General features: G+C 73.7%; 19 protein-coding genes. 15 read left to right on the top strand and 4 right to left on the bottom strand.

Annotation, left to right across the window (positions count from 1 at the left end; genetic code table 11):
• Positions 1-47: 47 nt before the first annotated feature.
• The 7 genes from BJP25_RS17455 (at position 48) to BJP25_RS17425 (ending at position 7,292) form a co-directional block, all read left to right on the top strand.
• Positions 48-2,774 carry an FtsK/SpoIIIE domain-containing protein gene (locus BJP25_RS17455; protein ID WP_075976016.1) on the top strand — a complete coding sequence of 909 codons (2,727 nt, stop codon included), beginning with the start codon at positions 48-50 and terminating at the stop codon, positions 2,772-2,774.
• Positions 2,771-3,154, top strand: a complete 384-nt coding sequence (locus BJP25_RS17450; RefSeq protein ID WP_075976015.1) for a hypothetical protein — start codon at positions 2,771-2,773, stop codon at positions 3,152-3,154. Before BJP25_RS17455 ends, BJP25_RS17450 begins: the two co-directional genes overlap by 4 nt.
• A 106-nt stretch (positions 3,155-3,260) precedes the next feature.
• The gene (locus tag BJP25_RS17445) at positions 3,261-4,412 is read left to right on the top strand and encodes an acyl-CoA dehydrogenase family protein (protein ID WP_075976014.1); all 1,152 of its coding nucleotides are present in this window, start codon (positions 3,261-3,263) and stop codon (positions 4,410-4,412) included.
• On the top strand, positions 4,412-5,431 hold the full coding sequence (locus BJP25_RS17440; protein ID WP_075976013.1) for a s-methyl-5-thioribose-1-phosphate isomerase: 1,020 nt from the start codon (positions 4,412-4,414) through the stop codon (positions 5,429-5,431). Before BJP25_RS17445 ends, BJP25_RS17440 begins: the two co-directional genes overlap by 1 nt.
• Positions 5,409-6,131, top strand: coding sequence for an acireductone synthase (gene mtnC, locus BJP25_RS17435; RefSeq protein WP_075976012.1), 723 nt, complete (start codon positions 5,409-5,411; stop codon positions 6,129-6,131). Before BJP25_RS17440 ends, mtnC begins: the two co-directional genes overlap by 23 nt.
• A complete protein-coding gene (mtnB, locus tag BJP25_RS17430; RefSeq protein ID WP_075976011.1) occupies positions 6,128-6,727 on the top strand; it encodes a methylthioribulose 1-phosphate dehydratase in 600 nt (199 codons plus the stop codon). Before mtnC ends, mtnB begins: the two co-directional genes overlap by 4 nt.
• Position 6,728: 1 nt before the next feature.
• Positions 6,729-7,292 carry a 1,2-dihydroxy-3-keto-5-methylthiopentene dioxygenase gene (locus tag BJP25_RS17425; RefSeq protein ID WP_075976010.1) on the top strand — a complete coding sequence of 188 codons (564 nt, stop codon included), beginning with the start codon at positions 6,729-6,731 and terminating at the stop codon, positions 7,290-7,292.
• A 61-nt stretch (positions 7,293-7,353) separates the two neighbouring features.
• Here the strand turns inward: BJP25_RS17425 and BJP25_RS17420 are convergent, their stop codons facing one another.
• Entirely contained in the window at positions 7,354-7,863 is a 510-nt protein-coding gene (locus BJP25_RS17420; protein WP_075976009.1) for a lytic polysaccharide monooxygenase auxiliary activity family 9 protein, read from the bottom strand.
• Positions 7,864-8,099: 236 nt separating this feature from the next.
• On the opposite strand from BJP25_RS17420, the gene BJP25_RS17415 reads away from it, so the two are divergent.
• The 3 genes from BJP25_RS17415 to BJP25_RS17405 all read left to right on the top strand — a co-directional run bounded on the left by BJP25_RS17415 (position 8,100) and on the right by BJP25_RS17405 (position 15,083).
• Positions 8,100-10,151 carry a DNA gyrase/topoisomerase IV subunit B gene (locus tag BJP25_RS17415; RefSeq protein ID WP_075976008.1) on the top strand — a complete coding sequence of 684 codons (2,052 nt, stop codon included), beginning with the start codon at positions 8,100-8,102 and terminating at the stop codon, positions 10,149-10,151.
• A 28-nt stretch (positions 10,152-10,179) separates the two neighbouring features.
• The gene (locus tag BJP25_RS17410) at positions 10,180-13,461 is read left to right on the top strand and encodes a DNA topoisomerase (ATP-hydrolyzing) (protein ID WP_075976007.1); all 3,282 of its coding nucleotides are present in this window, start codon (positions 10,180-10,182) and stop codon (positions 13,459-13,461) included.
• 149 nt (positions 13,462-13,610) lie between these two features.
• On the top strand, positions 13,611-15,083 hold the full coding sequence (locus tag BJP25_RS17405) for a polysaccharide biosynthesis tyrosine autokinase (RefSeq protein WP_075976006.1): 1,473 nt from the start codon (positions 13,611-13,613) through the stop codon (positions 15,081-15,083).
• Positions 15,084-15,158: 75 nt separating this feature from the next.
• Here BJP25_RS17405 and BJP25_RS17400 read toward each other — a convergent pair whose 3' ends face one another.
• Positions 15,159-16,517: a sugar transferase gene (locus BJP25_RS17400; protein WP_158075673.1), complete on the bottom strand. Its 1,359-nt coding sequence runs from the start codon at positions 16,515-16,517 to the stop codon at positions 15,159-15,161.
• A 150-nt stretch (positions 16,518-16,667) separates the two neighbouring features.
• Between BJP25_RS17400 and BJP25_RS17395 the strand changes: the two genes are divergently transcribed.
• Entirely contained in the window at positions 16,668-17,747 is a 1,080-nt protein-coding gene (locus tag BJP25_RS17395; RefSeq protein WP_075976004.1) for an LCP family protein, read from the top strand.
• A gap of 679 nt (positions 17,748-18,426) precedes the next feature.
• On the opposite strand, the gene BJP25_RS17390 is transcribed toward BJP25_RS17395, so the two are convergent.
• Together BJP25_RS17390 and BJP25_RS17385 are read right to left on the bottom strand one after the other, a co-directional pair.
• Positions 18,427-19,656 carry a WcaI family glycosyltransferase gene (locus tag BJP25_RS17390; protein ID WP_075976003.1) on the bottom strand — a complete coding sequence of 410 codons (1,230 nt, stop codon included), beginning with the start codon at positions 19,654-19,656 and terminating at the stop codon, positions 18,427-18,429.
• The gene (locus tag BJP25_RS17385) at positions 19,653-20,639 is read right to left on the bottom strand and encodes a GDP-L-fucose synthase family protein (protein ID WP_075976002.1); all 987 of its coding nucleotides are present in this window, start codon (positions 20,637-20,639) and stop codon (positions 19,653-19,655) included. The genes BJP25_RS17390 and BJP25_RS17385 overlap by 4 nt, the downstream gene beginning before the upstream one ends.
• A gap of 135 nt (positions 20,640-20,774) precedes the next feature.
• Here BJP25_RS17385 and gmd point away from each other — a divergent pair, with 135 nt between their 5' ends.
• From gmd to BJP25_RS17365, 4 genes are read left to right on the top strand one after another with little or no spacing between them, the layout of a single operon-like run.
• Positions 20,775-21,827 carry a GDP-mannose 4,6-dehydratase gene (gene gmd, locus BJP25_RS17380; RefSeq protein ID WP_075976001.1) on the top strand — a complete coding sequence of 351 codons (1,053 nt, stop codon included), beginning with the start codon at positions 20,775-20,777 and terminating at the stop codon, positions 21,825-21,827.
• Positions 21,824-22,984, top strand: coding sequence for a glycosyltransferase (locus BJP25_RS17375; RefSeq protein ID WP_075976000.1), 1,161 nt, complete (start codon positions 21,824-21,826; stop codon positions 22,982-22,984). Before gmd ends, BJP25_RS17375 begins: the two co-directional genes overlap by 4 nt.
• The gene (locus tag BJP25_RS17370) at positions 22,963-23,796 is read left to right on the top strand and encodes a glycosyltransferase (RefSeq protein WP_143219151.1); all 834 of its coding nucleotides are present in this window, start codon (positions 22,963-22,965) and stop codon (positions 23,794-23,796) included. The genes BJP25_RS17375 and BJP25_RS17370 overlap by 22 nt, the downstream gene beginning before the upstream one ends.
• Before the next feature lie 10 nt (positions 23,797-23,806).
• Positions 23,807-24,460, top strand: coding sequence for an acyltransferase (locus BJP25_RS17365; protein WP_075975998.1), 654 nt, complete (start codon positions 23,807-23,809; stop codon positions 24,458-24,460).
• Positions 24,461-24,848: the final 388 nt, after the last annotated feature.

The raw sequence follows: 24,848 nt of genomic DNA, 5'->3' as shown, positions 1-24,848 counted from the left end.
ACCCGGGCGGGACAGCCCCTGCTCGGGGCCGGACGAGGGTGGGCGAGATGGCCAAGGGCGAGCGCAAGCGGCGCGCCGAGGACGCGTTGACCGGGCTGCGGGAGCTGCTCGCCCGCGCGCTCGGCGCCGCCGAGGGCGCGCGGGAGCGGGCGCAGACCCGGCGCGCGCAGCTGGAGTTCGAGAAGGAGGTCCGCTCGCTCGGCCTGGCCAGGGCGGAGGCGGACCCCGGGGTGCGCGAGCGCCTGGACACCGACCCGGCGCTGCGCGAGGTGTGGGACGCGATCACCGCCGACCGCGACGCCAGGTACGCCCGCTGGCAGGCGGAGGGCCTGGTCGAGGTGCACCGGCTCGTGGCCGCCGAGGCCCCCGGCGCCGCGGGTGAGCCGTGGCAGACCTGGCTGGGCCCGGCGGGCACCGACCCCGGCGCCACCACCCCCCGGCTCTGGCGGATCGGCACCGGCCTGGTCGAGCACTCCGCCCCCGGCGACGCCTTCCCGCTCGCCGTGCCGCTGCTGGGCACCGGGCACCTGCGCGTGGCCACCGCCCCCGGCAGCAGGCCCGCGGTCGACGCGCTGGTCGAGTCGCTGGTGGTGCGGTTGGTCAGCGCGTTCGCCCCCGGCCTGGTGCGGCTGCACCTGTGGGACGTCGGCCACCTCACCGGCCCGCTGCCCGCCCTGCACCCGCTGACCTCCGCCGGGCTGATGGTGGTGCACGACCCCACCCGCCTCGACGACCTGCTCGCCCAGCTCGCGGGCCACATCCGCCGGGTGCACGCGCACTCGCTGCGCACCGGGCAGCCGGTCGCGGCGGCCAGCGCCGCCGCGGGCAGGCGGCTGGAGCCCTGGCGGGTCGCGGTGCTGTTCGGCAACGGCGACCGGCTGCCCGACGAGCAGTACCGGGAGCTGAACCGGATCGCCCGCACCGGGCCGGAGGCCGGGGTGCACCTGGTGCTGGTCGACATGCCGGTCACCGCCGAGGGCCCGATCGAGACCGTCACCTTCACCGGCCCCGACACCGCCACGTGCAGCATGACCGGGCCCGGGGTCGTCGTCCGCGCCGACCCGCCCGCCCCGCCCGCGCAGGTGAACCTGGCCGCCACCACCATCGCCGCCGACGTGCTGGTGCGCCGCGGTCGCCCGCGCGAGTTCGCCGACCTGGTGCCCGACACCCTGGCCGCGGAGAGCTCGGTGCACGAGCTGCGCACCCCCGTCGGCTTCCACGAGGGCGAGCCGGTCGAGGTCGTGCTCGGCGACGCCACCCCGCACGCCCTGGTCGCGGGCCCCAGCGGGTCGGGCAAGACGAACTTCCTCTACGCCATGCTCGCGGGCCTGGCCGCCCGCTACTCCCCGGCCGAGCTGGAGCTGTACCTGCTCGACTTCAAGGAGGGCGTGTCGTTCGCGGGCCTGACCCCCGGCCGCAAGGACCCCAGCTGGCTGCCGCAGGCCAGGCTGGTCGGGGTGAACGTCAACACCGACCGCGAGTTCGGCTTGGCGCTGCTGCGCTTCCTCGCGCAGGAGATGGCCGCCCGCGCCGCGGCGGCCAAGCGGCACGAGGTCACCAAGCTCGCCGAGCTGCGCGAGGCCGACCCGCAGGGCCACTGGCCGCGCATCGTCGCGGTGATCGACGAGTTCCAGGCGTTGTTCAGCGGCCGCGACCAGATCACCCAGCAGGCCGCCGCGCTGCTGGAGGACGTCGCCCGCCGCGGCCGCTCGCAGGGCATCCACCTGGTGCTGGCCAGCCAGGACATCGCGGGCATCGAGGCGTTCTGGGGCAAGCCCGCGGTCTACGACCAGTGCACCCTGCGCATCGCCATGCCCAAGGCCAAGCGGGTGCTGGCCCAGGAGAACGGCGCCGCGATCGCCCTGCCGCGCTGGCACGCCGTGGTCAACCACGAGTCCGGCGTGGCGCACGGCAACGAGGTCGCCCACGTCCCCGACGCCTCCAGCCGCGGCACCTTCGACGAGCTCCAGCGCACCCTGTGGTCGCTGCTGCCCTCCGCCCAGCCCCGGCTGTTCGACGGCGCCCACCAGCCCGAACTGGCCACCGCGGCGGACTACCTGCGCCCGCGCGGGGCCGTGCTGGGCCAGATCATCGAGGTGGAGGACCGCTCCGGCACCTTCCGGCTGGAGCCGGTGCCGGGCCGCAACCTCGCCGTCATCGGCACCGCCCAGGCCGACGCGCTGTCGGTGCTGGAGAGCGCGGCGCTCTCCCTCGGCGCCCTGCACAGCCCCCAGGACTGCCTGTTCCACCTGTGGAACCCGGTGCCCGCGCTCACCGAGCGCGTCGACGGCCTCGCGGCCCGGCTGCGCCACCAGGGCCACGAGGTGCACGTGCGCAGCGCCGACGACATGCCCAAGCTCGCCGCCGACATCGAGCAGGTCAGCGCGGAGTCCGCCCAGCGCAGGTTCATCTTCTTCTACGCCGCCGACGGCGCCGCGCACTACCTGGAGGCCAAGGAGTCCCCGCTGGACAAGAGCGGCCTGGACAAGCTGCGCCTGCTGCTCAAGAACGGCCCCAGCACCAACGCCCACACCTTCGGCTGGTGGCGCGGCATGGGCCGGTTCAAGGAGACCCTGGGCTTCGGCGGCATGGACGACATCGGCGGCTGGGTGGCCCTCGACGTCCAGGGCACCGAGCTCAACACCCTCGCCGCGGGCCAGGTCGTCGACTGGTCGCCGCGGCCGCACCGGGCGGTGTTCTTCGACCGCACCACCCACAGCCGCCCGGACGTCCTCATCCCGTTCGACACCACGACCGCCCTGGAGGTGCCGTGACCGCCGCCCAGGACCCGGTCCGCCACGACCCGGTGGGCCGCTACAAGGCCCTGCTCGGCCTCGCCCACACCGCCGCGAGCGAGTTCCGCGAGGAGAGCGCCGCGCGCGCCGCCGCCCTCGGCGGGGAGATCTTCGAGGCGGGCCGCAAGGTGGACTCGGCGCGCAAGGCCGAGGACAGCGTGCGCAAGGAGGTCACCGGCTGGTGGCGGGAGGTGCAGAAGCGGGTGTCCTCGGTCTCGTGGGTCTCCACCGGCAGGCTGCCCGACCCCGACCCCACCGCCGACCCCGACCAGCTCGACGCGTACCTGTCGCAGATCTGGAACGCCACCGACCGGTTCTACGAGGCCGTGCGCCGGGCGGTGTGGCCCCGCAAATTCTGACCGGTCCGGTGAGCGCCGTCCCACATTCCGGTGAGGGGTACGCACACCTCACCCGATTGGGCATACTGCCGGTCCGGTGTGCACCAGCGGGTCCCGGGAGCGGTCGATGGAGCAGTGGGTGTCGGTGGCGCGGGAGGTGGCCGCGCGCCTGAGCGAGGACGCCGTGCAGCGGGAGCGGGTCGGCGGGGACCCGGTCGCGGAGGTCGCGCTGCTGCGCGAGGCGGGGCTGCTGGCCCTGACCGTCCCGGCCGACCTCGGCGGGCACGGCGAGGGCTGGCCCACCGCGCACGCGGTCCTGGCCGAGGTCGCCGCCGCGGACGCCTCCGTGGGGCACGTGCTCGGCTACCACTACCTGCACCTGTGGCGGCTCTGGCAGTTCGACGTGCCGGAGACGGCCGCCTCCCTGGCCAAGGCCACCGCCGCGCAGGGCTGGCTCTGGGCCGGGGTCGCCAACCCCCGCGACGACGCGCTGGCGCTGTCCGAGGACGGGTTCACCATCACCGGCCGCAAGTTCTTCGCCACCGGGGCCAGCGCCGCCGACCGCCTCGTCGTCAGCGGCGTCACCCCCGCGGGCCGCAAGCTCACCGTGGCCGTCGACGCGCGCGCCCCCGGCATCCGCTACCTGGGCGACTGGGACAACCTGGGCCAGCGCATGTCCGCCAGCGGCGGCGTCGAGTTCACCGGCGCGCGCGCCGAGGCCGTCCTGGGCGCCCAGCCCGACGACGAAGACCCCAGCGCCCCCCGGCTGTCCCTGCCCGCCCTGGGCTTCCAGCTCATCCTCAGCCGCGTGCTGGTGGCCACCGGCCGCGGCGCGCTGGCCACCGCCGCCCGCTACACCCGCGAGCAGACCCGCGCCTGGCCCACCTCCGGCGTCGAGCACGCCGTCGACGACCCGCACACCCTGGCCGCCTACGGCACCCTCAGCGCCCGCCTCGACGCCGCCGAGCTGCTGGTCGACCAGGCCGCCCGCGCCTTCGACGACGCCGCGGCCGACCCGGCGCTGTCCTGGGAGCGCCGCGGCGAGCTGAGCGTGCGGGTGTCCGCGGCCAAGGTCGTCAGCTCCGAGCTGTCGGTGGAGGTCGCCAACCGGGTCTTCGAGCTGACCGGCGCCCGCGCCACCGCCGCCCGGCACGGCATGGACCGGTTCTGGCGCAACGCCCGCACGCTCACCCTGCACGACCCGGCGGTGTACAAGGCCGCCGAGGTCGGGCGCCACCTGCTCACCGGTGCCGTGCCCGCGCCCAGCGGGTACAGCTGATGCAGCCCTCGCTCGCCGACAGCGTGCGGTTGACCGAGGACTGCGTGCTGGTGCTCGACCGCCGCCGCTTCCCGTTCGAGCGGCACTGGGTGCGCTGCGGCACCGCCAGGGAGGTGGCCCAGGCCATCACGGACATGGTGACCCAGTCCTCCGGCCCCTACTTCGCCGCCCTCTACGGCATGGTGCTCGCCGCCCGCGAGGTCGCGGGCACCCCCGACGCCCGGCAGCGGCTGGCCGAGGCGGGCGACCTGCTCATCGCCAGCCGCGCCACCAACAACCACCTGGGCAAGGCCGTGCGGGCCGTGCTCGACGAGGTCGACGCGGGGGACGCCGACCTCGTCACCGCCGCGGAGCGCGGCGCGAAGCTCGGCGCCGACCGGTACCACGCCCGCAGCCGGGCCCTGGGCGAGCACAGCGCCGCCCTGCTGCCCGACGGCGCCCGCGTCCTCACCCACTGCTGGGCCGACGCCTACCTCATCGAGACGGTGAACGCGGTGCGCAGGCTCGGCCACGACATCTCGTTCGTCTGCACCGAGACCCGCCCCTACCTCCAGGGCGCCCGGCTCACCGCCGAGACCCTGGGCGAGATGGGCGTGGACACCACCCTGATCACCGACGGCATGGGCGCCGCGGTGCTGGCCTCCGGCGAGGTCACCGCCCTGCTCACCGCCGCCGACCGGGTCACCATGGACGGGCACGTGGTCAACAAGGTCGGCACGCTCGGGCTCGCGGTCGCCGCGCACGCCTTCGGCGTGCCGTTCCACGCCCAGGTGCAGGCCCCCGACCCGGCCGCGCCCACCGCCGCCGACGTGCCCATCGAGCACCGCGACGGCGACGAGGTGCTGCACACCCTCGGCGTGCGCACCGCCAGCCACCGGGTGCGCGGCCACTACCCTGCCTTCGACGTGACACCGCCGCGGTTCGTCCGCACGGTCGTCACCGACCGGGGCGCCTTCGCACCGGGCGCACTCGCCGACTACCACCGAGGGGCAGAACGTGGCTCAGGTCCTGCGCGCTGATTGGGTCGTCCTCGACATCGAGGGCACGCTGATGGCCACCAGCGCGGTGCACGTGGGGCTCTACGAGTTCGCCAGACCGCGGCTGGGCCCCTGGATCGACGCCCACCCCGGGTCGGAGCTGGTGCGCTCGGCGGTGGCGCGGGTCAAGGCCGAGGCCGGGCTGCCCGATGACGCGGGCACCGACGCGGTGGTCGCGGTGCTGCACGGCTGGATGGACGAGGACCGCAAGGCCGCCCCGCTCAAGGACCTCCAGGGCGAGATCTGGCAGCGCGGCTACGCCTCCGGCGAGCTGGTCTCGACCTACTTCCCCGACGTGGTCCCCACCCTGCGCGCGTGGGTCGAGGGCGGGCTGCGGCTGGCCGTGTTCTCCTCCGGCTCGGTCACCGGGCAGGTCGCGTCGTTCTCCGCCACCGACCACGGCGACCTCACCGGGCTCTTCGAGCACCACTTCGACACCGTCAACGCGGGCCCCAAGCGCGAGCGGCCCTCCTACGACGCCATCCGCGCGGGGCTGGGCGAGCCCGAGCCGGGCGCGGTCGTGTTCTGCTCCGACGTGCCCGCCGAGCTCGACGCCGCCGCCGAGGCCGGGTGGCAGACCGTCGGCCTCGCCCGCGCGGGGGAGCCCTACGCCGACGCCGACTTCGGCGACCACCTGGTGATCGGCTCGTTCGACGAGGTGCGGATCGAGGCCCGCCGGTGAGGCTCGACGAGGCGGGCGGGCTGCTGGCCGCCGAGTCCGCCCGCTACGCCGCGATGGGCTGGATGCGCGGCACCTCGGGCAACCTGTCGGTCGTGCTCGGCCGCGACCCGCTGCGCCTGGCGGTCACCGCCAGCGGCCTGGACAAGGGCATGCTGGAGCCCTCCGACGTCGTCGAGGTCGACTTCCACGGCGCGCCGGTGCGGGGGCAGCCGCTGGCGCCCTCGGCCGAGGCGGGCCTGCACGCCAGGGTCGCGCGGGTCAGCGGGGCGGGCGCGGTCGTGCACGTGCACGCCCTGGCCCCGGTGATCGCCGCCGAGCGCAACCCCGGCGGCATCGTGCTGCAGGACCTGGAGATGCTCAAGGGCTTCGGCCGCCCCGCCGACTCCCGGGTGGTGGTGCCGGTGGTGCCCAACAGCCAGGACATGCGCGTGCTCGGCGACGCGTTCGAGGCGGGCTACGACCCGGCCACACCGGCCCTGGTGGTCGCCCGCCACGGGGTGTACGTGTGGGGGGACGACCTGGTGCACGCCCGGCACCGGCTGGAGTGCCTGGAGTGGCTGCTGCGGTTCACCAACGCGGTCGAGGGAGGAGCCTGAGATGACCCTGCTGGCGGTGTGGCCGGAGGACGACCCGACCACCACCCTGCTGCGCACCACCGACCACGGCGAGATCACCGCCGCGCTCACCCCGCTGGGCGTGCGCTTCGCCCGCTGGGACGTCGTGGACCTGCCCGCCGACCCCACCTCCGACCAGGTCCTCGCCGCCTACGCCGACCGGGTCGCCGAGGTCACCGACCGCGAGGGCTACACCTTCGTCGACGCCGTCACCATGGCCCCCGGCGCCGACCCCGGGCAGGCCGCCGCGGCCCGCGCCAAGTTCCTCTCCGAGCACACCCACGACGACGACGAGGACCGCTTCTTCGCCCGCGGCTCCGGCGTGTTCTACCTGCACCTCCAGGGCCGGGTCCACGCCGTCCTCTGCGAAGCGGGCGACCTGCTCAGCGTCCCCGCCGACACCACCCACTGGTTCGACATGGGCACCCGCCCCGACTACGTCTCCATCCGCTTCTTCCACGACGACGACGGCTGGGTGGCCTCGTTCCGCGAGGACTCCATCGCCCACCACTTCCCCACCTTCGACCAGTTGGTCGCCACCCGCTGACCCCGGGCGGGCCACCGCCCCCCGAGCCCGGTCCGCTCAGGGGGCGGTGACGTGCGCGCGACTACCTGACCTGCAGGTCGATGCAGGCGTAGAAGGCGTTCGGGGTGTCGGCGATGTTCCAGATGGCGAGGACCTTCTGCCTGCCGGTGTGGCCGCGCATGCTGACCTGGTGGGTGACGGTGGCGCCGGGCTGGGCGCCGCCGTCGTTGACCTGGGCGAGCAGTTCGCTGCCGAGGTAGTACTGCCAGCTGCTGGTGGCGTGGCGGGCGGTGAGGGTCCAGGTGAAGGCCACCGTCTGGCCCACCGAGGTGGTCGGCCAGTTCCGGGTCTCGTCGCTGAGCTGGGCGAACCGGGTGTTGCCGCCGTCGCAGCGGCGCAGGCCCTTGGGGCCCTCGACGCTCTGCGGTTCCCACTGGATCTCCCCGCAGCCGGTGACCACGCCGCGGGCGCAGTTGGCCTGGCGGCTGGCGGGGGAGTTGACGTAGCCGTGCGCGAAGGCGGGTGTGGCGGGGATCGCCAGCCACAGCAGGGGGACGGCGGCGAGGGCGGCGAGCTTGCGGGGGATGGTCATGGGCTGCTCCTCCTCAGGGGCGTTCACCCCGCGGGACGGCGGGGTGACACGGGCTCTACCAGGGGTGCCGGTGACTCTGTGGTCTAGACCATAGGACCGGAGCGGTCGATCCGCAACCGGCCAGGGCGCACCGCCCGCCGGGCCCGCGGGGTGTCGGTGCGCTCATCCCGTCGGGGGGTGCGGATACGCTCCGGTACCTTGGGACACCTGTTCGACTGACATGGGAGTGCTGCGCGGTGACCGCTGAGACCCTCTACGGGGCCGACGACCTCACCCACCTGGAGGGTCTGGAGGCCGTCCGCAAGCGCCCCGGCATGTACATCGGGTCGACCGGCAGCCGCGGCATCAACCACCTGTTCGCCGAGATCGTCGACAACTCGACCGACGAGGGGGTGGCCGGGCACGCCTCGCGGGTGGTGGTGACCCTGCACGCCGACGGCAGCGTCCAGGTCGACGACGACGGCCGGGGCATCCCCACCGGGGTGCACGCCAAGTCCGGGCTCTCCGGGGTGGAGCTGGTGCTGACCCGGCTGCACGCGGGCGGCAAGTTCGGCGGCTCCGGGTACAAGACCTCCGGTGGCCTGCACGGCGTCGGCGCCTCCGCCGTCAACGCCCTGTCCCACCGCTACGACGTCACCGTCCGGCGCGAGGGCAAGGTGCACCGGATGTCGTTCGCCCACGGCAAGCCGGGGGTGTTCGACGGCCCGGGGCCCACGGCGAAGTTCACCCCGCAGTCCGGGCTGGCCGTCGTCGGCAGGATGAAGCGCGGCGAGCGCACCGGCACCTCCACCCGCTACTGGTACGACGCGCGCTACTTCGAGAACGGCGCCGCCCTCGACGTCGAGGCCGTCCGGGAGAAGCTGCGCAACACCGCCTTCCTCGTCCCCGGCGTCGAGTACGTGCTGCGCACCGCCGTCGACGGCACCATCTCCGAGGAGTCCTTCCACTACCCCGACGGCCTGCCGTCGATGGTGGAGTTCCTGTCCCCGGCGGGCGACCGCGCCGTCTCCGCCACCCTGGTCGCCCAGGGCGAGGGCACCTACACCGAGAACGCCGCCGACGAGAACGGCGTGATGCGGTCCAAGGTGGAGCGCCGCGCCGAGGTCGAGGTGGCCTTCCGCTGGGGCACCGGCTACGAGCGCACGGTGGAGTGCTTCACCAACACCATCCGCAACGCCCACGGCGGCACCCACCGCAAGGGCTTCGAGCGCGCCGCCCTGCGCACCCTGCAGGACGCCATCGCCAAGACCCGCGGCCTGCTCAAGCCCAAGGAGGACCCGCCGACCCTCGACGACGTGCTGGAGGGCATGACCGCGGTCATCCACGTCCGCATCCCCGAGCCGCAGTTCACCTCCCAGACCAAGGACGAGCTGTCCACCACCGGCATCACCAAGGTCATCGGCGCCGTCGTCGAGCGCACCATCCGGTCCTGGGTCGAGGACCGCAAGACCAAGGCCGAGGCCAAGGTCGTCCTGCAGAAGGTCGTCGACGCCAGCCGCGTCCGGCTCACCCAGAAGCAGCAGAAGGACGCCGCCCGCCGCAAGACCGCCCTCGAGGGCGCCGCCATGCCCGCCAAGCTCGTCGACTGCCGCACCACCGGCCTGTCCCGCAGCGAGCTCTTCCTCGTCGAGGGCGACAGCGCCCTGGGCTCGGCGCGCATGGCGCGGGTGTCGGAGTACCAGGCGCTGCTGCCGCTGCGGGGCAAGATCCTCAACGTGCAGAAGGCGAGCCTGGCCGACACGCTGCGCAACGCCGAGATCGCCTCCATCGTGCAGGTGCTGGGGGCGGGCACGGGGCGCACGTTCGACCTGGGGGCGATGCGGTACGGGCGGGTGATCCTGATGGCGGACGCCGATGTGGACGGGTCGCACATCCGGACGCTGCTGATCACGCTGTTCGCCAAGTACATGCGGCCGGTGATCGAGGACGGGCGGCTGTACGCGGCGATGCCGCCGCTGCACAAGGTGACGACGAAGGGGCGGGGCGGGGAGACCCGGTTCACCTTCACCCAGCGGGAGATGGAGACCGTGGTCGCCGAGCTGCAGAAGGCGGGCAAGCAGGTGGTCACCCCGGTGCCGCGGTTCAAGGGCCTGGGCGAGATGGACGCCGACGAGCTGTGGGAGACCACGATGAACCCGGCGACGCGGTCGGTGCGGCGGATCACCCTGACCGACGCCGAGGCCGCCGAGGCCGCGCTGGAGCTGTTGATGGGCGAGAAGGTCGAGCCCCGCCGCAACTGGCTGGTGGAGTCCTCCGGCCGGGTCGACCAGTCCGCCATCGACGTCTGAGCACCACCGAGAAGAGAGTCCCAGAGCCATGGCACGCCGCAAGGGTCCCACCACCAAGGTCGACCCCGCCGCCTTCGACCGGGCGGGCGCCCAGGTCTTCGACAACTCGGTGCAGACCGAGATCGAGGACTCCTACCTGGAGTACGCCTACTCGGTCATCCACTCCCGGGCGCTGCCCGACGCCCGCGACGGCCTCAAGCCGGTGCACCGCCGCATCCTGTACTCGATGCACGAGCAGGGGTACCGGCCCACGCACGCCTACGTGAAGTCCTCCCGCGTGGTCGGTGACTGCTTCGTGCGCGGCGCGCTGGTGTCCACCCCGGCGGGCCTGCGCCCGATCGAGGCGCTGGAGGTCGGTGACCTGGTGCTCGACGGCGCCGGGCAGCCGGTGCCGGTGGTCGAGGTGTATGAGAACCCGGTGTCGGCGCTGGTGCGGGTCACCTGGTCGGACGGGCACACCCTGGTGACCACCCCCGGCCAGCGGTTCATGACCCCCGACGGCTGGGTGCAGGCGCGCGCGCTCACCGGCAGGCGCACCGTGTCCGCGGCGGCGCGGCCTGCGGTGCGCGCCGAGGACTCCGGCCTGGAGCACGTGCTCGGCCTGCTGACGGCGCTGGGCACCGCCGACGCCGACGGCCGGGTGCTGCTGACCACCCCCGAGGTCGAGGCGGTCGACCGGGCGCACGGCTGGGCGATCGGCGCCGGGGTGCGGGTGTGCCGCGACAAGCGCGAGGCCGCCGCCCCCGACGGCCGCGACCTGCACGTGCTGGCGTTCACCCCGGCCGACCCGGTGGCCCGGCCGATGGCCGAGGCGCTGGCGGGCCGGGTCCCCGAGGACGTGCTGTCGGACCGGGCCGCCTGGCCCAGCTACCTGGCGGGCCTGGCCGCGGGCGGGCTGGCCACCGACGCCATCGCCTGCGCGGCCACCGACCCGGAGCTGCACCGGCAGCTGCGGGCGATGACCGCCCCCACCGGCGAGCTGCGCGTGGTGTCGGTCGTCCCGGTCACCGAGGACACCACCTACGACATCCAGGTCGGCAGCAGCGAGCACGCCTTCGTCGTCGAGGGCCACGTGGTGCACAACTGCATGGGCAAGTACCACCCGCACGGCGACACCGCGATCTACGACGCGATGGTGCGCCTGGCCCAGGACTTCTCGCTCAACGCCCCGCTGGTCGACGGGCACGGCAACTTCGGCAGCCCGGACGACGGCCCGGCGGCCAGCCGCTACACCGAGGCCAGGATGTCGCAGGAGGCGATGCTGCTGGTCGGGGAGCTCGGTGAGGACACCGTCGACTTCCGGCCCAACTACGACGGCTCGCTGCTGGAACCGACCGTGCTGCCCGCGGCGTTCCCGAACCTGCTGGTCAACGGCACGTCCGGGATCGCGGTCGGGATGGCGACCAACATGATCCCGCACAACCTGGGCGAGGTCGTGGCCGCCGCGCGGTGGCTGATCACCCACCCGGCGGCGACCCTGGACAAGCTCATGGAGCTGGTGCCCGGCCCGGACCTGCCCACCGGTGGCCTGCTGCTGGGCCTGGACGAGGTGCGCAAGGCCTACGAGACCGGGCGCGGGGTGGTGCGGATGCGCGCCAAGGTCGAGATCGGGCCGCTGGAGGGCTCGCGCGGGCGGCAGGCGATCACCGTGACCGAGCTGCCCTACCAGGTGGGCTCGGAGAAGATCATCGAGAAGATCACCGACGAGGTCACCAAGTCCAAGCGGCTGACCGGGATCGCCGACGTCAAGGACCTCACCGACCGGGAGAACGGCACCCGGCTGGTGATCGAGTGCAAGGTGGGGGTCAACCCGCAGGCGCTGCTGGCCGACCTGTACCGGCTCACGCCGATGGAGCAGTCCTTCGGCATCAACAACCTGGTGCTGGTCGACGGCCAGCCCAGGACGCTGGGGCTCAAGGAGCTGCTGGAGGTCTTCCTGCAGCACCGCTACGACGTGGTGACCCGGCGCACCCGCTACCGCAAGCGCAAGCGCGAGGAGCGGCTGCACCTGGTGGAGGGCCTGCTGCGGGCGCTGCTCGACATCGACAAGGTGATCGCGCTCATCCGCGGCAGCGAGAACGCCGCGGCCGCCAAGTCCGGGTTGGTGGCGCAGTTCGGGCTGTCCGAGGTGCAGTCGACCTACATCCTCGACACCCCGCTGCGCCGGTTGACCAAGTTCGACAAGCTGGAGCTGGAGGCCGAGCAGGACCAGCTGACCAGCGAGATCGCCGAGCTGTCGCGGATCCTCGACGACGACTCGGTGCTGCGCAAGGTGGTCTCGCAGGAGCTGGCGAAGGTGGCCAAGGACCTGGCGGGGGAGCGGCGCACGGCGCTGGTCGACGGCGACCTCAAGGAGGTGCTGGCCGCGTCCCGGCCCGCCGGGCCGCTGGAGGTGGCCGACGACCCGTGCCAGGTGGTGCTCTCGGCCACCGGCCTGGTGGCCCGCACGGCCGCGGAGTCGGAGGAGGCCGCCGAGGGCCGCAGGCGCAACGGCCGGGCGCGCCACGACGCGGTGTCGGCGGTGGTGCACTCCACCGCGCGCGGGCAGGTGCTGCTGGTGACCAGCCGCGGCCGGGCATTCAAGACCGATGTGCTGCCGCTGCCGGTGCTGCCGCAGCAGGTGGGCACGGTGTCGCTGAGCGGGGGCATGGCGGCGAGCGAGCTGGTGCCGCTGGACGCGGGTGAGCGGGTCATCGGCATCGCCCCGCTGGGCGAGCAGGCGGCCGGGTCGCCGGGGTTGGCGCTGGGCACCGCGCAGGGCGTGGTCAAGGTGTGCGCGCCGGAGTGGCCGGTGCGCTCCGACGAGTTCGAGGTGATCACGCTCAAGGACGGCGACGAGGTCATCGGCGCCACCTGGTTGGTCGACGGCGCCGAGTCGCTGGTGTTCGTCTCCTCGGAGGCGTCGCTGCTGCGGTACGCGGCCGGGCTGGTCCGCCCGCAGGGCCTCAAGGGCGGCGGCATGGCGGGGGTGAACCTGCCCGCGGGGGCCAAGGCGGTGTTCTTCGGCGCAGTGCGCACCGAGGACCCCGAGCACGGCGAGCCGATGGTGATCACGTCCACGGGGCAGTCGGTGAAGGTGACCCCGTTCGCGGAGTACCCGGCCAAGGGCCGGGCCACCGGCGGCGTGCGGGCGCACCGGTTCCTCAAGGGCGAGACGCGCCTGGCGCTGGCCTGGGTGGGGTCGCGGCCGGTCGGGTCGAGCCGCACCGGGTCGGCGGTGGAGCTGCCCGAGCCGGACCCGCGCCGCGACGGCTCGGGCGCCGCGCACCCGGGGCCGGACGTGGTCGGCCACCTCATCGAGCGCGCCTGACCCGCCCGGCGCGCGGGCCTTCCACGATCGGGTGAACCGGTGTCCGGGGTGGACGCCGAGTTCACCCGATCGTGCGGCTGATCGTGGACGACATCCCCCCGCCGCTGTGACACCGTAGGCCGACCTGTGGTGTGCACGAGGGAGCGGACGTGGAGTTGCTGGAGTTCCTGCGGGCGGTGCGGGCCCGTTGGCGCTGGGTGGTCGGGGGCTTGGTGCTGGGGGTCGCGGTGGCGGTGGGGATCACCCTCGCCACCACCGAGCAGTACGAGGCGCAGACGGAGCTGTTCGTCTCCACCAAGCAGAGCGCGGAGGGCACGGAGCTGTTCTCCGGCAGCAGCTTCACCCAGCAGCGGGTCAAGTCCTACACCCAGGTGGTGACCACGCCCCGCGTGCTCGACCCGGTGATCAAGGACCTCGCGCTGGGCACCACCGCCACCGACCTCGCCGCGCGCATCACCGTCACCGTGCCGCTGGACACCGTGCTGGTGGACATCAGCGTGCGCGACACCGACGCCGAGCGCGCCGCGCGCATCGCCAACGCGGTGAGCGCGTCGTTCGTCTCCGTCGTCGGCGTGCTGGAGAAGGTGGGGGACAACCCCTCCCCGGTGCAGGTGACCTCGGTGCGCGACGCGGTGGCCCCCACCTCGCCGGTGCTGCCCTCGTGGCCGCTCAACACCGGGATCGGGGTGCTGCTCGGCCTGCTCGGGGGCGGCGCGGCGGCGCTGCTGCGGCAGCTGTCGGACACCCGGGTGCGCAGCGAGAAGGACGTGGCCGCGCTGGCCGACGCGTCGGTGCTCGGCGAGATCCCGTTCGACCGGCAGGCGGGCGACAACCCGACCCTGGTGCGCCAGTCGCAGGGGTTCCGCGCCGAGGCGTTCCGCACCCTGCGCACCAACCTCCAGTTCGTCGACGCGGTGGGGCACCTGGACTCCCTGGTGGTCACCTCCTCGATCCCGCAGGAGGGCAAGAGCACCACCGCGATCAACCTGGCGCTGGCGTGCGTGGACAACGGGCTGTCGGTGTGCCTGGTGGACGCCGACCTGCGCCGCCCGCAGGTGGCGCGCTACCTCGGGCTGTTCGACACCGTGGGGCTCACGACCGTCCTGCTGGGACGGATCGACGTCGAGGACGCGTTGCAGGAGTGGGGTTCGGGGGAGCTGTCGGTGCTGACGGCGGGGGAGACGCCGCCGAACCCGAGCGAGCTGCTGGGCACCCGCACCATGGCCGAGGTGGTCGACACCCTGCGCGCCCGGTTCGACCTGGTGGTCATCGACGCGCCGCCGCTGCTGCCGGTCACCGACGCGGTGCTGCTGTCCGCGCACGTGGGCGGCGCGCTGATGGTGGCGGGCACGGGCAAGGTCAAGCGCGAGGAGCTGCGCCGGTCGCTGCGCATGCTCGACACGGCCGGGGCGCGGCTGCTGGGGGTCGTGCTGAACCTGCTCCCGCCGACCCAGGGGGTGACCGCGGGGTACTACAGCTACGCGCCGGTGCCGCCGAAGGGCAAGGGCAAGGAGAAGGACAAGGGGGACGACGTGCCGGAGCCGCGGGCTGAGGTGCAGCGGGTGGACAACGACAGCACGGTGCAGATCAAGCCGGTGCGGGCGCACTCGCACCGCCTCTGAGGGCAGGCGTTCCCCCGATCGCACAACGGGACCCCCACCGCGGCGCGGTGGGGGTCCTGGCATGTGGGGGGTGGGTCAGTAGGCGCCGGTGCCCGCCACCACGACCCGGGCGGTCTTCCAGAGGATCACCAGGTCGGTGGTGAACGACCAGTTCTCGACGTACTGGAGGTCGAGGGCCACGCCGTCGGACCAGGAGAGGTTGCTGCGGCCGCTGATCTGCCAGAGGCCGGTGAGCCCGGGGGTGACGAGCAGGCGGCGGCGGGTGTCCTTGGCGTAGCGGCGGACCTCGTCGGGCAGCGGCGGCCGGGGGCCGACGAGGCTCATCCGGCCGAGCAGGACGTTGAACAGCTGGGGCAGCTCGTCGAGGGAGTAGCGGCGCAGCCAGCGGCCCACGGGGGTCACGCGGGGGTCGTCGCGCATCTTGAACATGGGGCCGTCGAGCTCGTTGGCGGTCAGCAGCTCGGCGCGGCGGTGGTCGGCGTCGGTGGACATGGTGCGGAACTTGACCATGCGGAAGGGCCTGCCGTGCTTGCCGATGCGGGTCTGGGAGTAGAACACCGGGCCGGGTGAGGTGGTGCGCACCGCCAGGGCGATGGCCAGCAGGGCCGGGCTGAGCGCGACCAGGGCGGCGCCCGCCGCGGCCACGTCGAACACCCGCTTGGCGACCCGGGTGGCGCCGGTGAACGTCGGTTCCTCGATGCAGAGCAGGTGCAGGCCCGCGATGGGCCTGGTGTGCACGCGGGGGCCCGCCACGGCCAGCAGGCCGGGGACGACCACCAGTTGCAGGCCGGTGCCCTCCAGCAGCCAGCCCAGGCGGCGCAGCAGCTCGGAGCTGAGCGCGTCGGAGGTGGTGACGGCGATGACGTCGGCCTCGTTGCGCCGCGCCAGGCGCACCAGCGCCCTGGCCGTCTCGGCGATGTCGACCTCGTGCGCGCTGGTCACCTCCCACGTGCACACGACGTGGTAGCCCAGGTGGGCGCGGCTCGCGAGCTGGCGGGACAGGTGGTCGACGGTGGCGCCGTTGCCCACCAGCAGCACCCGGTGCGACCACGTGGGGTCGTGGCGGCGGCGGGCGTGCAGCCACTGCCGCCACCCCCACCGGGTGAGCAGCAGCGCCGCGGCCCCCACCGGGGCGGCGGTGGTCAGGTACGGGCGCGGGGCGTCGGTGCGCAGCAGCAGGGCCACCAGCGCCACCACCCCGATCAGGTGGACGGTGACCGACACCAGCCGCTTGTACTCCTCCTGGCCCACCCCCAGGTAGCGCTGGTCGCGGGACCCGCCGACGCCCAGCGCCACCCACCACGCCGCGGCCGCCGCGAGCAGCACCGGCCACGGGTCCCGCGCGCCACCCAGCAGCGGCACGCAGGCCGCGGCGCCCAGCACCACCACCGCGTCCGAGAACGCCAGCACCGCGCGGAAACGCGTCCACCACACACCGACCTCCACCCGGGGCCCGCTGCCACCGCCCGCCCCGCACCACATCTTCGCCCGACATCACCGCCCGCGACGGGGACATCACTCCATCGTGGACAACCGCCGCACATCCTTTGGCGAGCGGGCCTCGCGGTCGTACCGTCTTCAGCCATGAGCGAAAACGACGGCACGGCCAGGTCGGTGGGGCTCGGCGGGTTCGACTGGTCCGACCCGGACCCGGCGCCACCGGCGCCGCGGCGGCGCGGGGTGGGGCCGGGGGCGTTGGCCCTGCGGTTCGCCGCGCTGCTCGGCGCCCTGCTCGTCGTCGTGGGCACCGGCTTCGCCTACGCGCTGACCACCTCGGTCACCGACGACATCGAGGTCATGCCCGCCACCATGCTCGACGGCATCGGCCCGCGCCCGGCCGCGCGCGCCACCGGTGCCACCGGCCCCGCGGTCACCCTGCTCATCGGCAGCGACCGCGGCCAGGCCGACTCCCCGGGCGACGTCCCCGGCGACAAGGCCGACACCATCATGCTGATCCGCCAGTCCGGCGACTCCAGCCACGCCGAGGTCCTGTCCATCTCCCGCGACTCGGTCGTCGATGTCCCCGGCCACGGCACCGAGAAGATCAACAACACCCTGGCCCAGGGCGGTGTGCCGCTGGTGGTGCAGACCGTGGAGGGCCTGACCGGGGTCCGCGTCGACCACGTCATGGTCGTCGACTTCCGCGCCCTGGCCGACATCACCACCGCCCTCGGCGGCGTCACCGTCGTCAACCCGACCACCACCACCGACCCGCTGAGCAGGCAGACCTTCGCAGCGGGCAACCTCACCCTCCAGGGCCAGCGCGCCGTCGCCTTCGTCCGCCAGCGCGTCGCCCTCGGCAACGACGACATCGACCGCGTGCTCAACCAGCAGCGCCTGCTCGCCGCCATCGCCGCCAAGATCTCCACCATCGACGTCCTCAAGGACCCCGCCCAGCTCATGCGGGTCATCAACACCGTCACCAGCAACCTCACCGTCGACGCCACCCTCACCAACGACACCCTCCAGGCCCTGCTCCGCAACCTGGTGTCGACCCCGAAGGACAAGGTGAGCTTCTACCTGGCCCCGGTGAAGTCCAAGTCCTCCGCCGCGGGCGGCGCACCGGTGCTGACCCTCGACGTCGACGCGCTGAAGGCGGCGGCGCAGGCGATCAACACGGACAAGCCGGTGTCGCTGGAGAAGCAGAAGATCCTGGGCGGGTGAGGGCCTCAGGCTGATTCGCCTCGCCTGCGGCATCGGCGGGTGATTCGGGATTGTGTTGCAGGCTCGATGCGGTGGACCTGTTCGGGTGGGGCCCCTACGGCGATCATGAGCTGGAGAGCGGGAAAAGCTGGGGCGAAAAGACCCCCGCTCAACCCGTGACAGGGTAGCTCATGATCGCCTACCCCACCCAAACAGGTCCACCGCATCGAGCATGTCCGTAGCCGGGCCGCCGGATTCGCAGGTGGGCACCCTGCTTCGTACTGTCAGGCAAGCATTACGGGTGATGTGCTTGGCGTGGCTTCGCCGCCGCCAAGCCGCTTCTCAGGGCGGCGGCGTAGCCGCCGCCCCCCTCTTCTCCTGGAGGCGGCACCTTCCCGCCGCACCACACCGTCCCCGGCTCTGGTCTTTCGGCTTTTCCCATGACGCAAGCACTTACGGACCGGGCAGCCCGGCTACGGATATGCTCGATGCGGTGGACCTGTTTGGGTGGGGAAGGCGATCATGAGCTACCCTGTCCGGGTTGAGCGGGGCTCTTTTGGCCCCAGCTTTTCCCGCTCTCTCAGCTCATGATCGCCGTAGGGGCCCCACCCAAACAGGTCCACCGCATCGAGCCCGCCACAAAAATCCCGCACTCAACGCCCGAAGCCGCAGGCGAGGCAGGGCAACGCGAGCAGCACCCTCACCGAGCAACCCCCAACGGCGCCGCCAACGCATCCACCCACTTCACGTACGCGCCAATGGCGTCAGCGGAGTTCAAGCGAGCCGCCGCATAAGCGCTGCCCCGAGCCGCCAGCTCGGCAGCCCGGCCGGCGTCGGCCGCAAGCGTGGTGATGGCGTCGAGCAGCACCAGCGGAGCGCCCGGGGGCACGCGCACACCGGCGCCCGAGTTGGCGAGTTCCGCGGCGGCGGGGCTGTCGGGTTCGGTGGCGGCGACGATGGGGCGGCCCGCGGTGAAGTAGGACGTGAGCTTGCTGGGCACGCACATGCTGTGCAGGCCGGGGCGCTCGTTGACCAGGAGGGTGTCGGCGGCGGCGAGCACGTCGGGGAAGACCTCGTCCGGGACGGGGTCGAGGATGGTGAGGGTGTCCAGGCCGCGGGCGCGGGCCTCGACCTCCGCGCGCTGGGCGCCGTCGCCGAGCAGCACGAAGCGGACCGGGCTGCGGCGCTCGGCGGCGAAGCGGGCCGCGGCGACGAGGTTGGTCAGGTGCTGCTTGGCGCCCATGTTGCCCGCGTGCAGGGCGATCACGTCACCGGGGGCCCAGCCCAGGTCCGCGCGGGTGCTGGCGCGGTCGGCCGGGCGCGGTGGGGTGATGTGCGCCCAGTTCGGGATGGTCGTCACCCGTTCGGGTTGGACGCCCAGGTCGGCCAGCGTGTCGCGGAACTGCTCGTGCACCACCACGACCCCGTCGGCGGCGCGCAGCAGGCGGGACTCCAGGTCGCGCACGGCCCGGCCGGTGCGCCCGCCCACGTCCGCGACCTCGGTGGCGGCGGTGGTGTACACGTCCTGCACCACCACGCCGAACACCGCGCCCGCCGCGGCGGCGATCCGCCGCGCGGCCACCAGCGACAGCAGCGACGGGCTCACCCCGACCACCACGTCCGGGCGGGCGCGCAGCCCCCGCAGCCGGGCGTGGGCGGCGAACGACGCCTCGTGCGCCATCCGCCGCAGGCCCGTCGACGACGAGGGCACGTAGTGGCGCAGGCGCGCCAGCTCGACCTCGCCGTCGCGTTCGGACACCGCCAGCCCGGTGTAGTCGGGGTGGCGCTTCCACTGCGGGTAGTACGGGAACCCGGCGAGCACCCGGACCTCGTGCCCGGCGGCGGCCAGCCCGCGGGCCATGCCGGTGGTGTAGGGGGCGATGCCCGCGTGCTCCGGGGCGTAGTTGAGCCCCACGACCAGCACTCTCACTGCGCCACCTCCAGGCCGCGCACCGCGCGCTGCTCGGGCAGCGCCAGCGACTCCAGGTACCAGCGGTAGGTCGACTCCAGGCCCTCCCGGAGCCCGGTGCGCGGCGCCCAGCCCAGCCCGCGCAGCACCCCGACGTCCAGCACCTTGCGGGGCGTGCCGTCCGGCTTGGACGTGTCGAACTCGACCCGGCCGGTGAAGCCGACGACCTCGGCGACCAGGCCCGCCAGCTCCGCGATGGTGACGTCGGTGCCGGTGCCGACGTTCACCGGGTCCGGGCCGTCGAAGTGCTCCAGCAGGTGCAGGCACGCCTCGGCGGCGTCGTCGGCGTGCAGGAACTCCCGGCGCGGGGTGCCGGTGCCCCAGACCACGACCGACGCCGCGCCGGACTCGCGGGCCTCGTGGAACCGGCGCAGCAGGCCGGGCAGCACGTGCGAGGCGGTGGGGTGGAAGTTGTCGCCGGGGCCGTAGAGGTTGGTCGGCATGGCGCTGATCCAGGGCAGGCCGTCCTGGGCGCGCACGGCGCGCACGTGCTCGATGCCCGCGATCTTGGCGATGGCGTAGGCGGAGTTCGTCGGCTCCAGCGGCCCGGTCAGCAGGGCGTCCTCGCGGATCGGCTGCGGGGCGAGCTTGGGGTAGATGCACGACGAGCCCAGGAACAGCACCCTGGGCACGCCCTGGGCCCTGGCGGCGTCGAGCACGGCCAGCTGGATGCGCAGGTTGTCGGAGAGGAACTCCGCGGGCTGCGCGGCGTTGGCCGCGATGCCGCCGACCCTGGCCGCGGCCAGCACGACCACGTCCGGGGACTCGCGGGCCAGGAACCGCGCGGTGGCGGCGCGGTCGCGCAGGTCGAGCTCGGCGGAGGTGGCGACCACCGGGTCGGGCAGGCCGCGGCGGCGCAGCGCGCGCACGAGCGCCGAGCCGACCAGCCCGCGGTGCCCCGCGATATACACCTTGGTGGCGCTGTTGAGGACCGGAGGACGCATTCGCAATCCTTTCGAGTGACGCTGAGTGGCAGCTGACACGACGAACGGGGAAGCTTCGATAACCATGACGCCATGAGTCCACTCGGGAGACTCGACACCGCAGAGGTCCCCAGTCCCAGCGAGGTGCCCGTACTGATGAAACGAGCTCTGATCACCGGCATCACCGGTCAGGATGGCAGCTACCTCGCGGAATTGCTGCTCGCCAAGGGCTACGAGGTGCACGGCGTGGTCCGCCGGGCCAGCACGTTCACCACAGCGCGTATCAACCACCTGTACGAAGACCCGCGCGAATCACTCACCAGGCTGAACCTCCACTATGGAGATCTCACCGACAGTTCCCGGCTCGCGGCGCTGCTGCTGAAGATCGTGCCCGACGAGGTGTACCACCTCGCCGCGCAGAGCCACGTTCGGGTGAGTTTCGACGAACCGCTCAACACCGGGGAGTGCACCGGCCTGGGCACCACCCGGCTGCTGGAGACGATCCACCGCATCGGCGTGCCCTGCCGCTTCTACCAGGCGTCCAGCTCGGAGATGTTCGGCTCCACCCCGCCGCCGCAGAACGAGGAGTCGCCGCTGCACCCGCGCTCGCCCTACGCCGCGGCCAAGACCTACGCGTACTGGATGACGCGCAACTACCGGGAGGCCTACGGGCTCTTCGCCGTCAACGGCATCCTGTTCAACCACGAGAGCCCCCGCCGCGGCGAGACCTTCGTGACCCGCAAGATCTCCCGCGCCGCCGCCCGCATCGCCCTGGGCCTGCAGAAGCGGCTGTACCTGGGCAACCTCGACGCCGTGCGGGACTGGGGCTACGCCCCGGAGTACGTCGAGGCGATGTGGCGGATGCTCCAGGCCGACCGGCCCGACGACTACGTCGTGGCCACCGGCACCGCGCTCACCGTGCGCGAGTTCCTGGGGCACTCCTTCGCCCACGTCGGCCTCGACTGGCAGGACCACGTCGAGTTCGACGAGCGGCACCTGCGCCCCACCGAGGTCAACGCCCTGATCGGCGACGCCTCCAAGGCCGAGCGCGAGCTGGGCTGGCGGGCCCAGGTGCACGGCGCGGAGCTGGCCAGGCTCATGGTCGCCGCCGACCTCGCCGCCGAGCGCGACGACCCGGTGGCCCTGCCGCACGACACCGCGCCCACCCCGCGCGCGGCCGCCGACGTGCCGGTGGTGCGCCGCCCATGAGCCTGCGCGTGCTGCACACCGTCGCGAGCGTCGGTGACACCTACGGCGGCGTCGCCTCGGCGCTGCACGCCCTCGGCGACGTCGAGCGCAAGGTCGGCCACGACGCCTCGCTGGTCACCCTGCACCGCCCGGAGCAGGGCACCACGCTGCTGTCGTCGATGCCGCACTTCGACGTGGAGCTGATCCGGCCGGGCCGGGTGGCGGGCAGGCTGCACGGCGGCAGGCGGCTCACCGAGGCCCTGCACCGGCTCGTCCCCCAGCACGACCTGGTGGTCCTGCACGGGGTGTTCGACCTGACCTCGGTGGTCGGCGGGCGCACCGCGCGCCGCTTCGGCGTGCCCTACCTGCTCTGGCCGCACGGCAGCCTCGACCCCTACGACCTGGTCAAGCACCGGGGGGCCAAGCGCAGGCTCGCCCCGCTGTGGCGGGAGACCCTGGCCGGGGCGGCGGCGCTGCTGTGCACCACCGCCCGCGAGGCCGAGCTGGCCGAGACCTTCGGCGCCGAGCCGCGCCGGGAGGTGCTGCCGCTGCCGGTGAGCCCGCCCGCGCTGCCCGACCGCGAGCGCGCCCGCGCCCAGCTCGGGATCGACCCGGACGCGCGCGTGGTGCTGTTCTGCGGGCGCATCGACCACAAGAAGGGCCTGCCGCTGCTGCTGGAGGTGTTCGCCGCCGCCGCGGGCCCCGCCGACGTGCTGGTGGTGGCGGGCAGCGGCGACGCCAAGCTCCTGGAGCGGCTGCGGGCCAAGGCCGCCGCGCTGCCGTGCGCGGACCGGGTCCGCTTCCCGGGCTGGGTCGACGCCGCCGGGCGGGCCGCGCTGCTGGCCGCCGCGGACGTGTTCGCCCTGCTCAGCGACAACGAGAACTTCAGCGTGGCCACCGCGGAGGCGCTGCGCGCCGGGGTGCCGTGCCTGATCAGCGACAACGTCTACCTGGCCGACCAGCTCGCCCGCCGCGACGCCGCGGCGGTCACCCCGGCCGAGCTGGGCCCGGCCACCGAGGCGCTGTGCTCGCTGCTGGTCGACAGCGCCGAGCGGGCCTGGCTGGCCACCGCCGGTCGCGAGTGGTCCTCCGACAACCTCGACCTGGGCGTGGTCAGCGAGCGCTACCGCGAGCTGGTGCGGGAGGTGATGAGCACGTGCCCGCAGTCGGTCTACTGAGGTCGGTCAGCGTCCTGGTGCCCGCCTACGACGCCATGCCGCACGTGGGCGCGGCGATCGGCAGCGCCGTCGAGCAGCTGGGGCCCGACGACGAGCTGGTGGTGCAGGACTCCTGCTCCACCGACGGCACCGCCGAGGTGCTCGACGCCGCCGCCGACGACGACCCCCGGGTGCGCGTGGCGCACGAGAAGGACCGCGGCCAGTCCGACGCGCTCAACCGGGCGCTGGCCCGCGCCGGCGGTCAGCTCGTGGGCTGGCTCAACGCCGACGACCTGCTGCTGCCCGGGGCCTTGGCGGCCGTGCGCCGCGAGGTCGACCGGCTCGGGCACGTGCCCGACGTCGTCGTCGGCGGCTGGCAGCTGCTCGGCGCCACCGGCGGCGTGCTGCGCCGCGAACCCGCGGTCGCGCTCGCCCGGCGGCGGCTGTTCACCCACGGCTGCTACGCCTTCTCCGGCGCCGTGCTCGTCCGCCGCGAGCTGCTGCACGAGGTCGGCGGCTACGACGAGGACCTGCACTACACCATGGACTACGACCTCATGCTGCGGCTGGTCGACGCCGACCCCGAGCAGCTCGTCGTCGACCACCCGCTCGCCGCCCTGCGCTACCACGACGCCAGCAAGTCCGGCGGCGCGGGCAGGCGGTTCTTCACCGAGGCCCTCGGCGTCCGGCGCGGGCACCTGCGCTCGGCCGCCGACCTGCTCCCCGCCGCCGCGGGCACCCTCGTGCACGGCGTCGGCGTGGCCACCGCCCGGCTGCGCTTCTCCGACGCCTACTCCGCCGCGGTCAAGAAGCCCGACAAGCCCCACCCCTGAGAGGTCCCCCGTGAGAGGTCTGCTCCAGACCCTGTGCTGGCTGCTGCCACCCCACCCGCTCAAGAACCGGTTGCTCACCCTGCTCGGCCACCGCGTGCACCCCACCGCCCGGGTCGGCATCTGCCTGCTCACCGGCACCCGCGACGTGCGGGTCGGCGCGGGCGCGCACATCGGGCACGGCAACGCCTTCCGCTCGCTGCGCGCGCTGCGGGTGGGCGCGGGCGCCATCGTCGGCCAGCTCAACTGGTTCTCCACCGCCCCCTCCCTCACCCTCACCGACCCCCGGCACGGCGTGGCCGACCTCGGCGAGCACGCGGTGGTGTCCAACCGGCACTACCTGGACTGCTCGGGCGGGCTGGTGATGGCCGACTTCGCCACCATCGGCGGGGTCCGCTGCACCGTGCTCACCCACAGCGTCGACCTGACCACCGGCAAGCAGACCCTGCGCCCGGTGGTCCTGGAGCACCAGGCCTTCGTCAGCACCAACTCGACGGTCATGGCGGGCTCGCACCTCGCGGAGCGCGCCGTGCTGGCCGCGGGCAGCGTCACCGCCCTGGAGGGCCGCTACGACCGCCACACCCTCCACGGCGGCGTGCCCGCCAAGCCCATCCGGCCCATCGACGGCGCCTACTTCCACCGGACGGAAGCCTGGATCACGCAGTGACATCTTCTCCCGCCACCCGCCCCCTCGTCCCCGCCCGGCATCGTTCCCGACCTGGCAGGGTGGGTTCGGCTGGTGGGTGGCTGGGTGGGGTGCATGGCGCTGCCGCCCGCCTCCACGTCCCCGCCCGGCATCGTTCCCGACCTGGCAGGGTGGGTTCGGCTGGTGGGTGGTCGGGTGGGGTGCATGGCGCTGTCGCTCGCCCCCTCGTTCCTGCCCGGGGTCGTTTCCGGCTTGGCGGGGTGGGTTTGGCTGGTGGGGTGCTGAGCGCTGCCACCCGCCCCCTCGTCCCCGCCCGGGGGCGTTTCTGGCTTGGGTGGGTGGGTTCGACTGAGGTGGGGGTGCTCGGGTGATCGTGCGTGGGGTTGTTGGGGGCGGGGAACTTCGGGGG

Source organism: Actinokineospora bangkokensis (assembly GCF_001940455.1).
Taxonomy (GTDB): Bacteria; Actinomycetota; Actinomycetes; order Mycobacteriales; family Pseudonocardiaceae; genus Actinokineospora; species Actinokineospora bangkokensis.
Note: the sequence above shows the minus strand (reverse complement) of the source record. Positions and strands in the feature narration are given on the sequence as shown.

What these genes read in the sequence shown, in the direction of transcription:
- gmd (WP_075976001.1), top strand. Translation starts at nt 20,775, where the DNA reads ATGAAACGAGCTCTGATCACCGGCATCACCGGTCAGGATGGCAGCTAC.
- BJP25_RS17375 (WP_075976000.1), top strand. Translation starts at nt 21,824, where the DNA reads ATGAGCCTGCGCGTGCTGCACACCGTCGCGAGCGTCGGTGACACCTAC.
- BJP25_RS17445 (WP_075976014.1), top strand. Translation starts at nt 3,261, where the DNA reads ATGGAGCAGTGGGTGTCGGTGGCGCGGGAGGTGGCCGCGCGCCTGAGC.
- BJP25_RS17440 (WP_075976013.1), top strand. Translation starts at nt 4,412, where the DNA reads ATGCAGCCCTCGCTCGCCGACAGCGTGCGGTTGACCGAGGACTGCGTG.
- BJP25_RS17385 (WP_075976002.1), bottom strand. Translation starts at nt 20,639, where the DNA reads ATGCGTCCTCCGGTCCTCAACAGCGCCACCAAGGTGTATATCGCGGGG.
- BJP25_RS17455 (WP_075976016.1), top strand. Translation starts at nt 48, where the DNA reads ATGGCCAAGGGCGAGCGCAAGCGGCGCGCCGAGGACGCGTTGACCGGG.
- BJP25_RS17425 (WP_075976010.1), top strand. Translation starts at nt 6,729, where the DNA reads ATGACCCTGCTGGCGGTGTGGCCGGAGGACGACCCGACCACCACCCTG.
- BJP25_RS17395 (WP_075976004.1), top strand. Translation starts at nt 16,668, where the DNA reads ATGAGCGAAAACGACGGCACGGCCAGGTCGGTGGGGCTCGGCGGGTTC.
- BJP25_RS17410 (WP_075976007.1), top strand. Translation starts at nt 10,180, where the DNA reads ATGGCACGCCGCAAGGGTCCCACCACCAAGGTCGACCCCGCCGCCTTC.
- BJP25_RS17420 (WP_075976009.1), bottom strand. Translation starts at nt 7,863, where the DNA reads ATGACCATCCCCCGCAAGCTCGCCGCCCTCGCCGCCGTCCCCCTGCTG.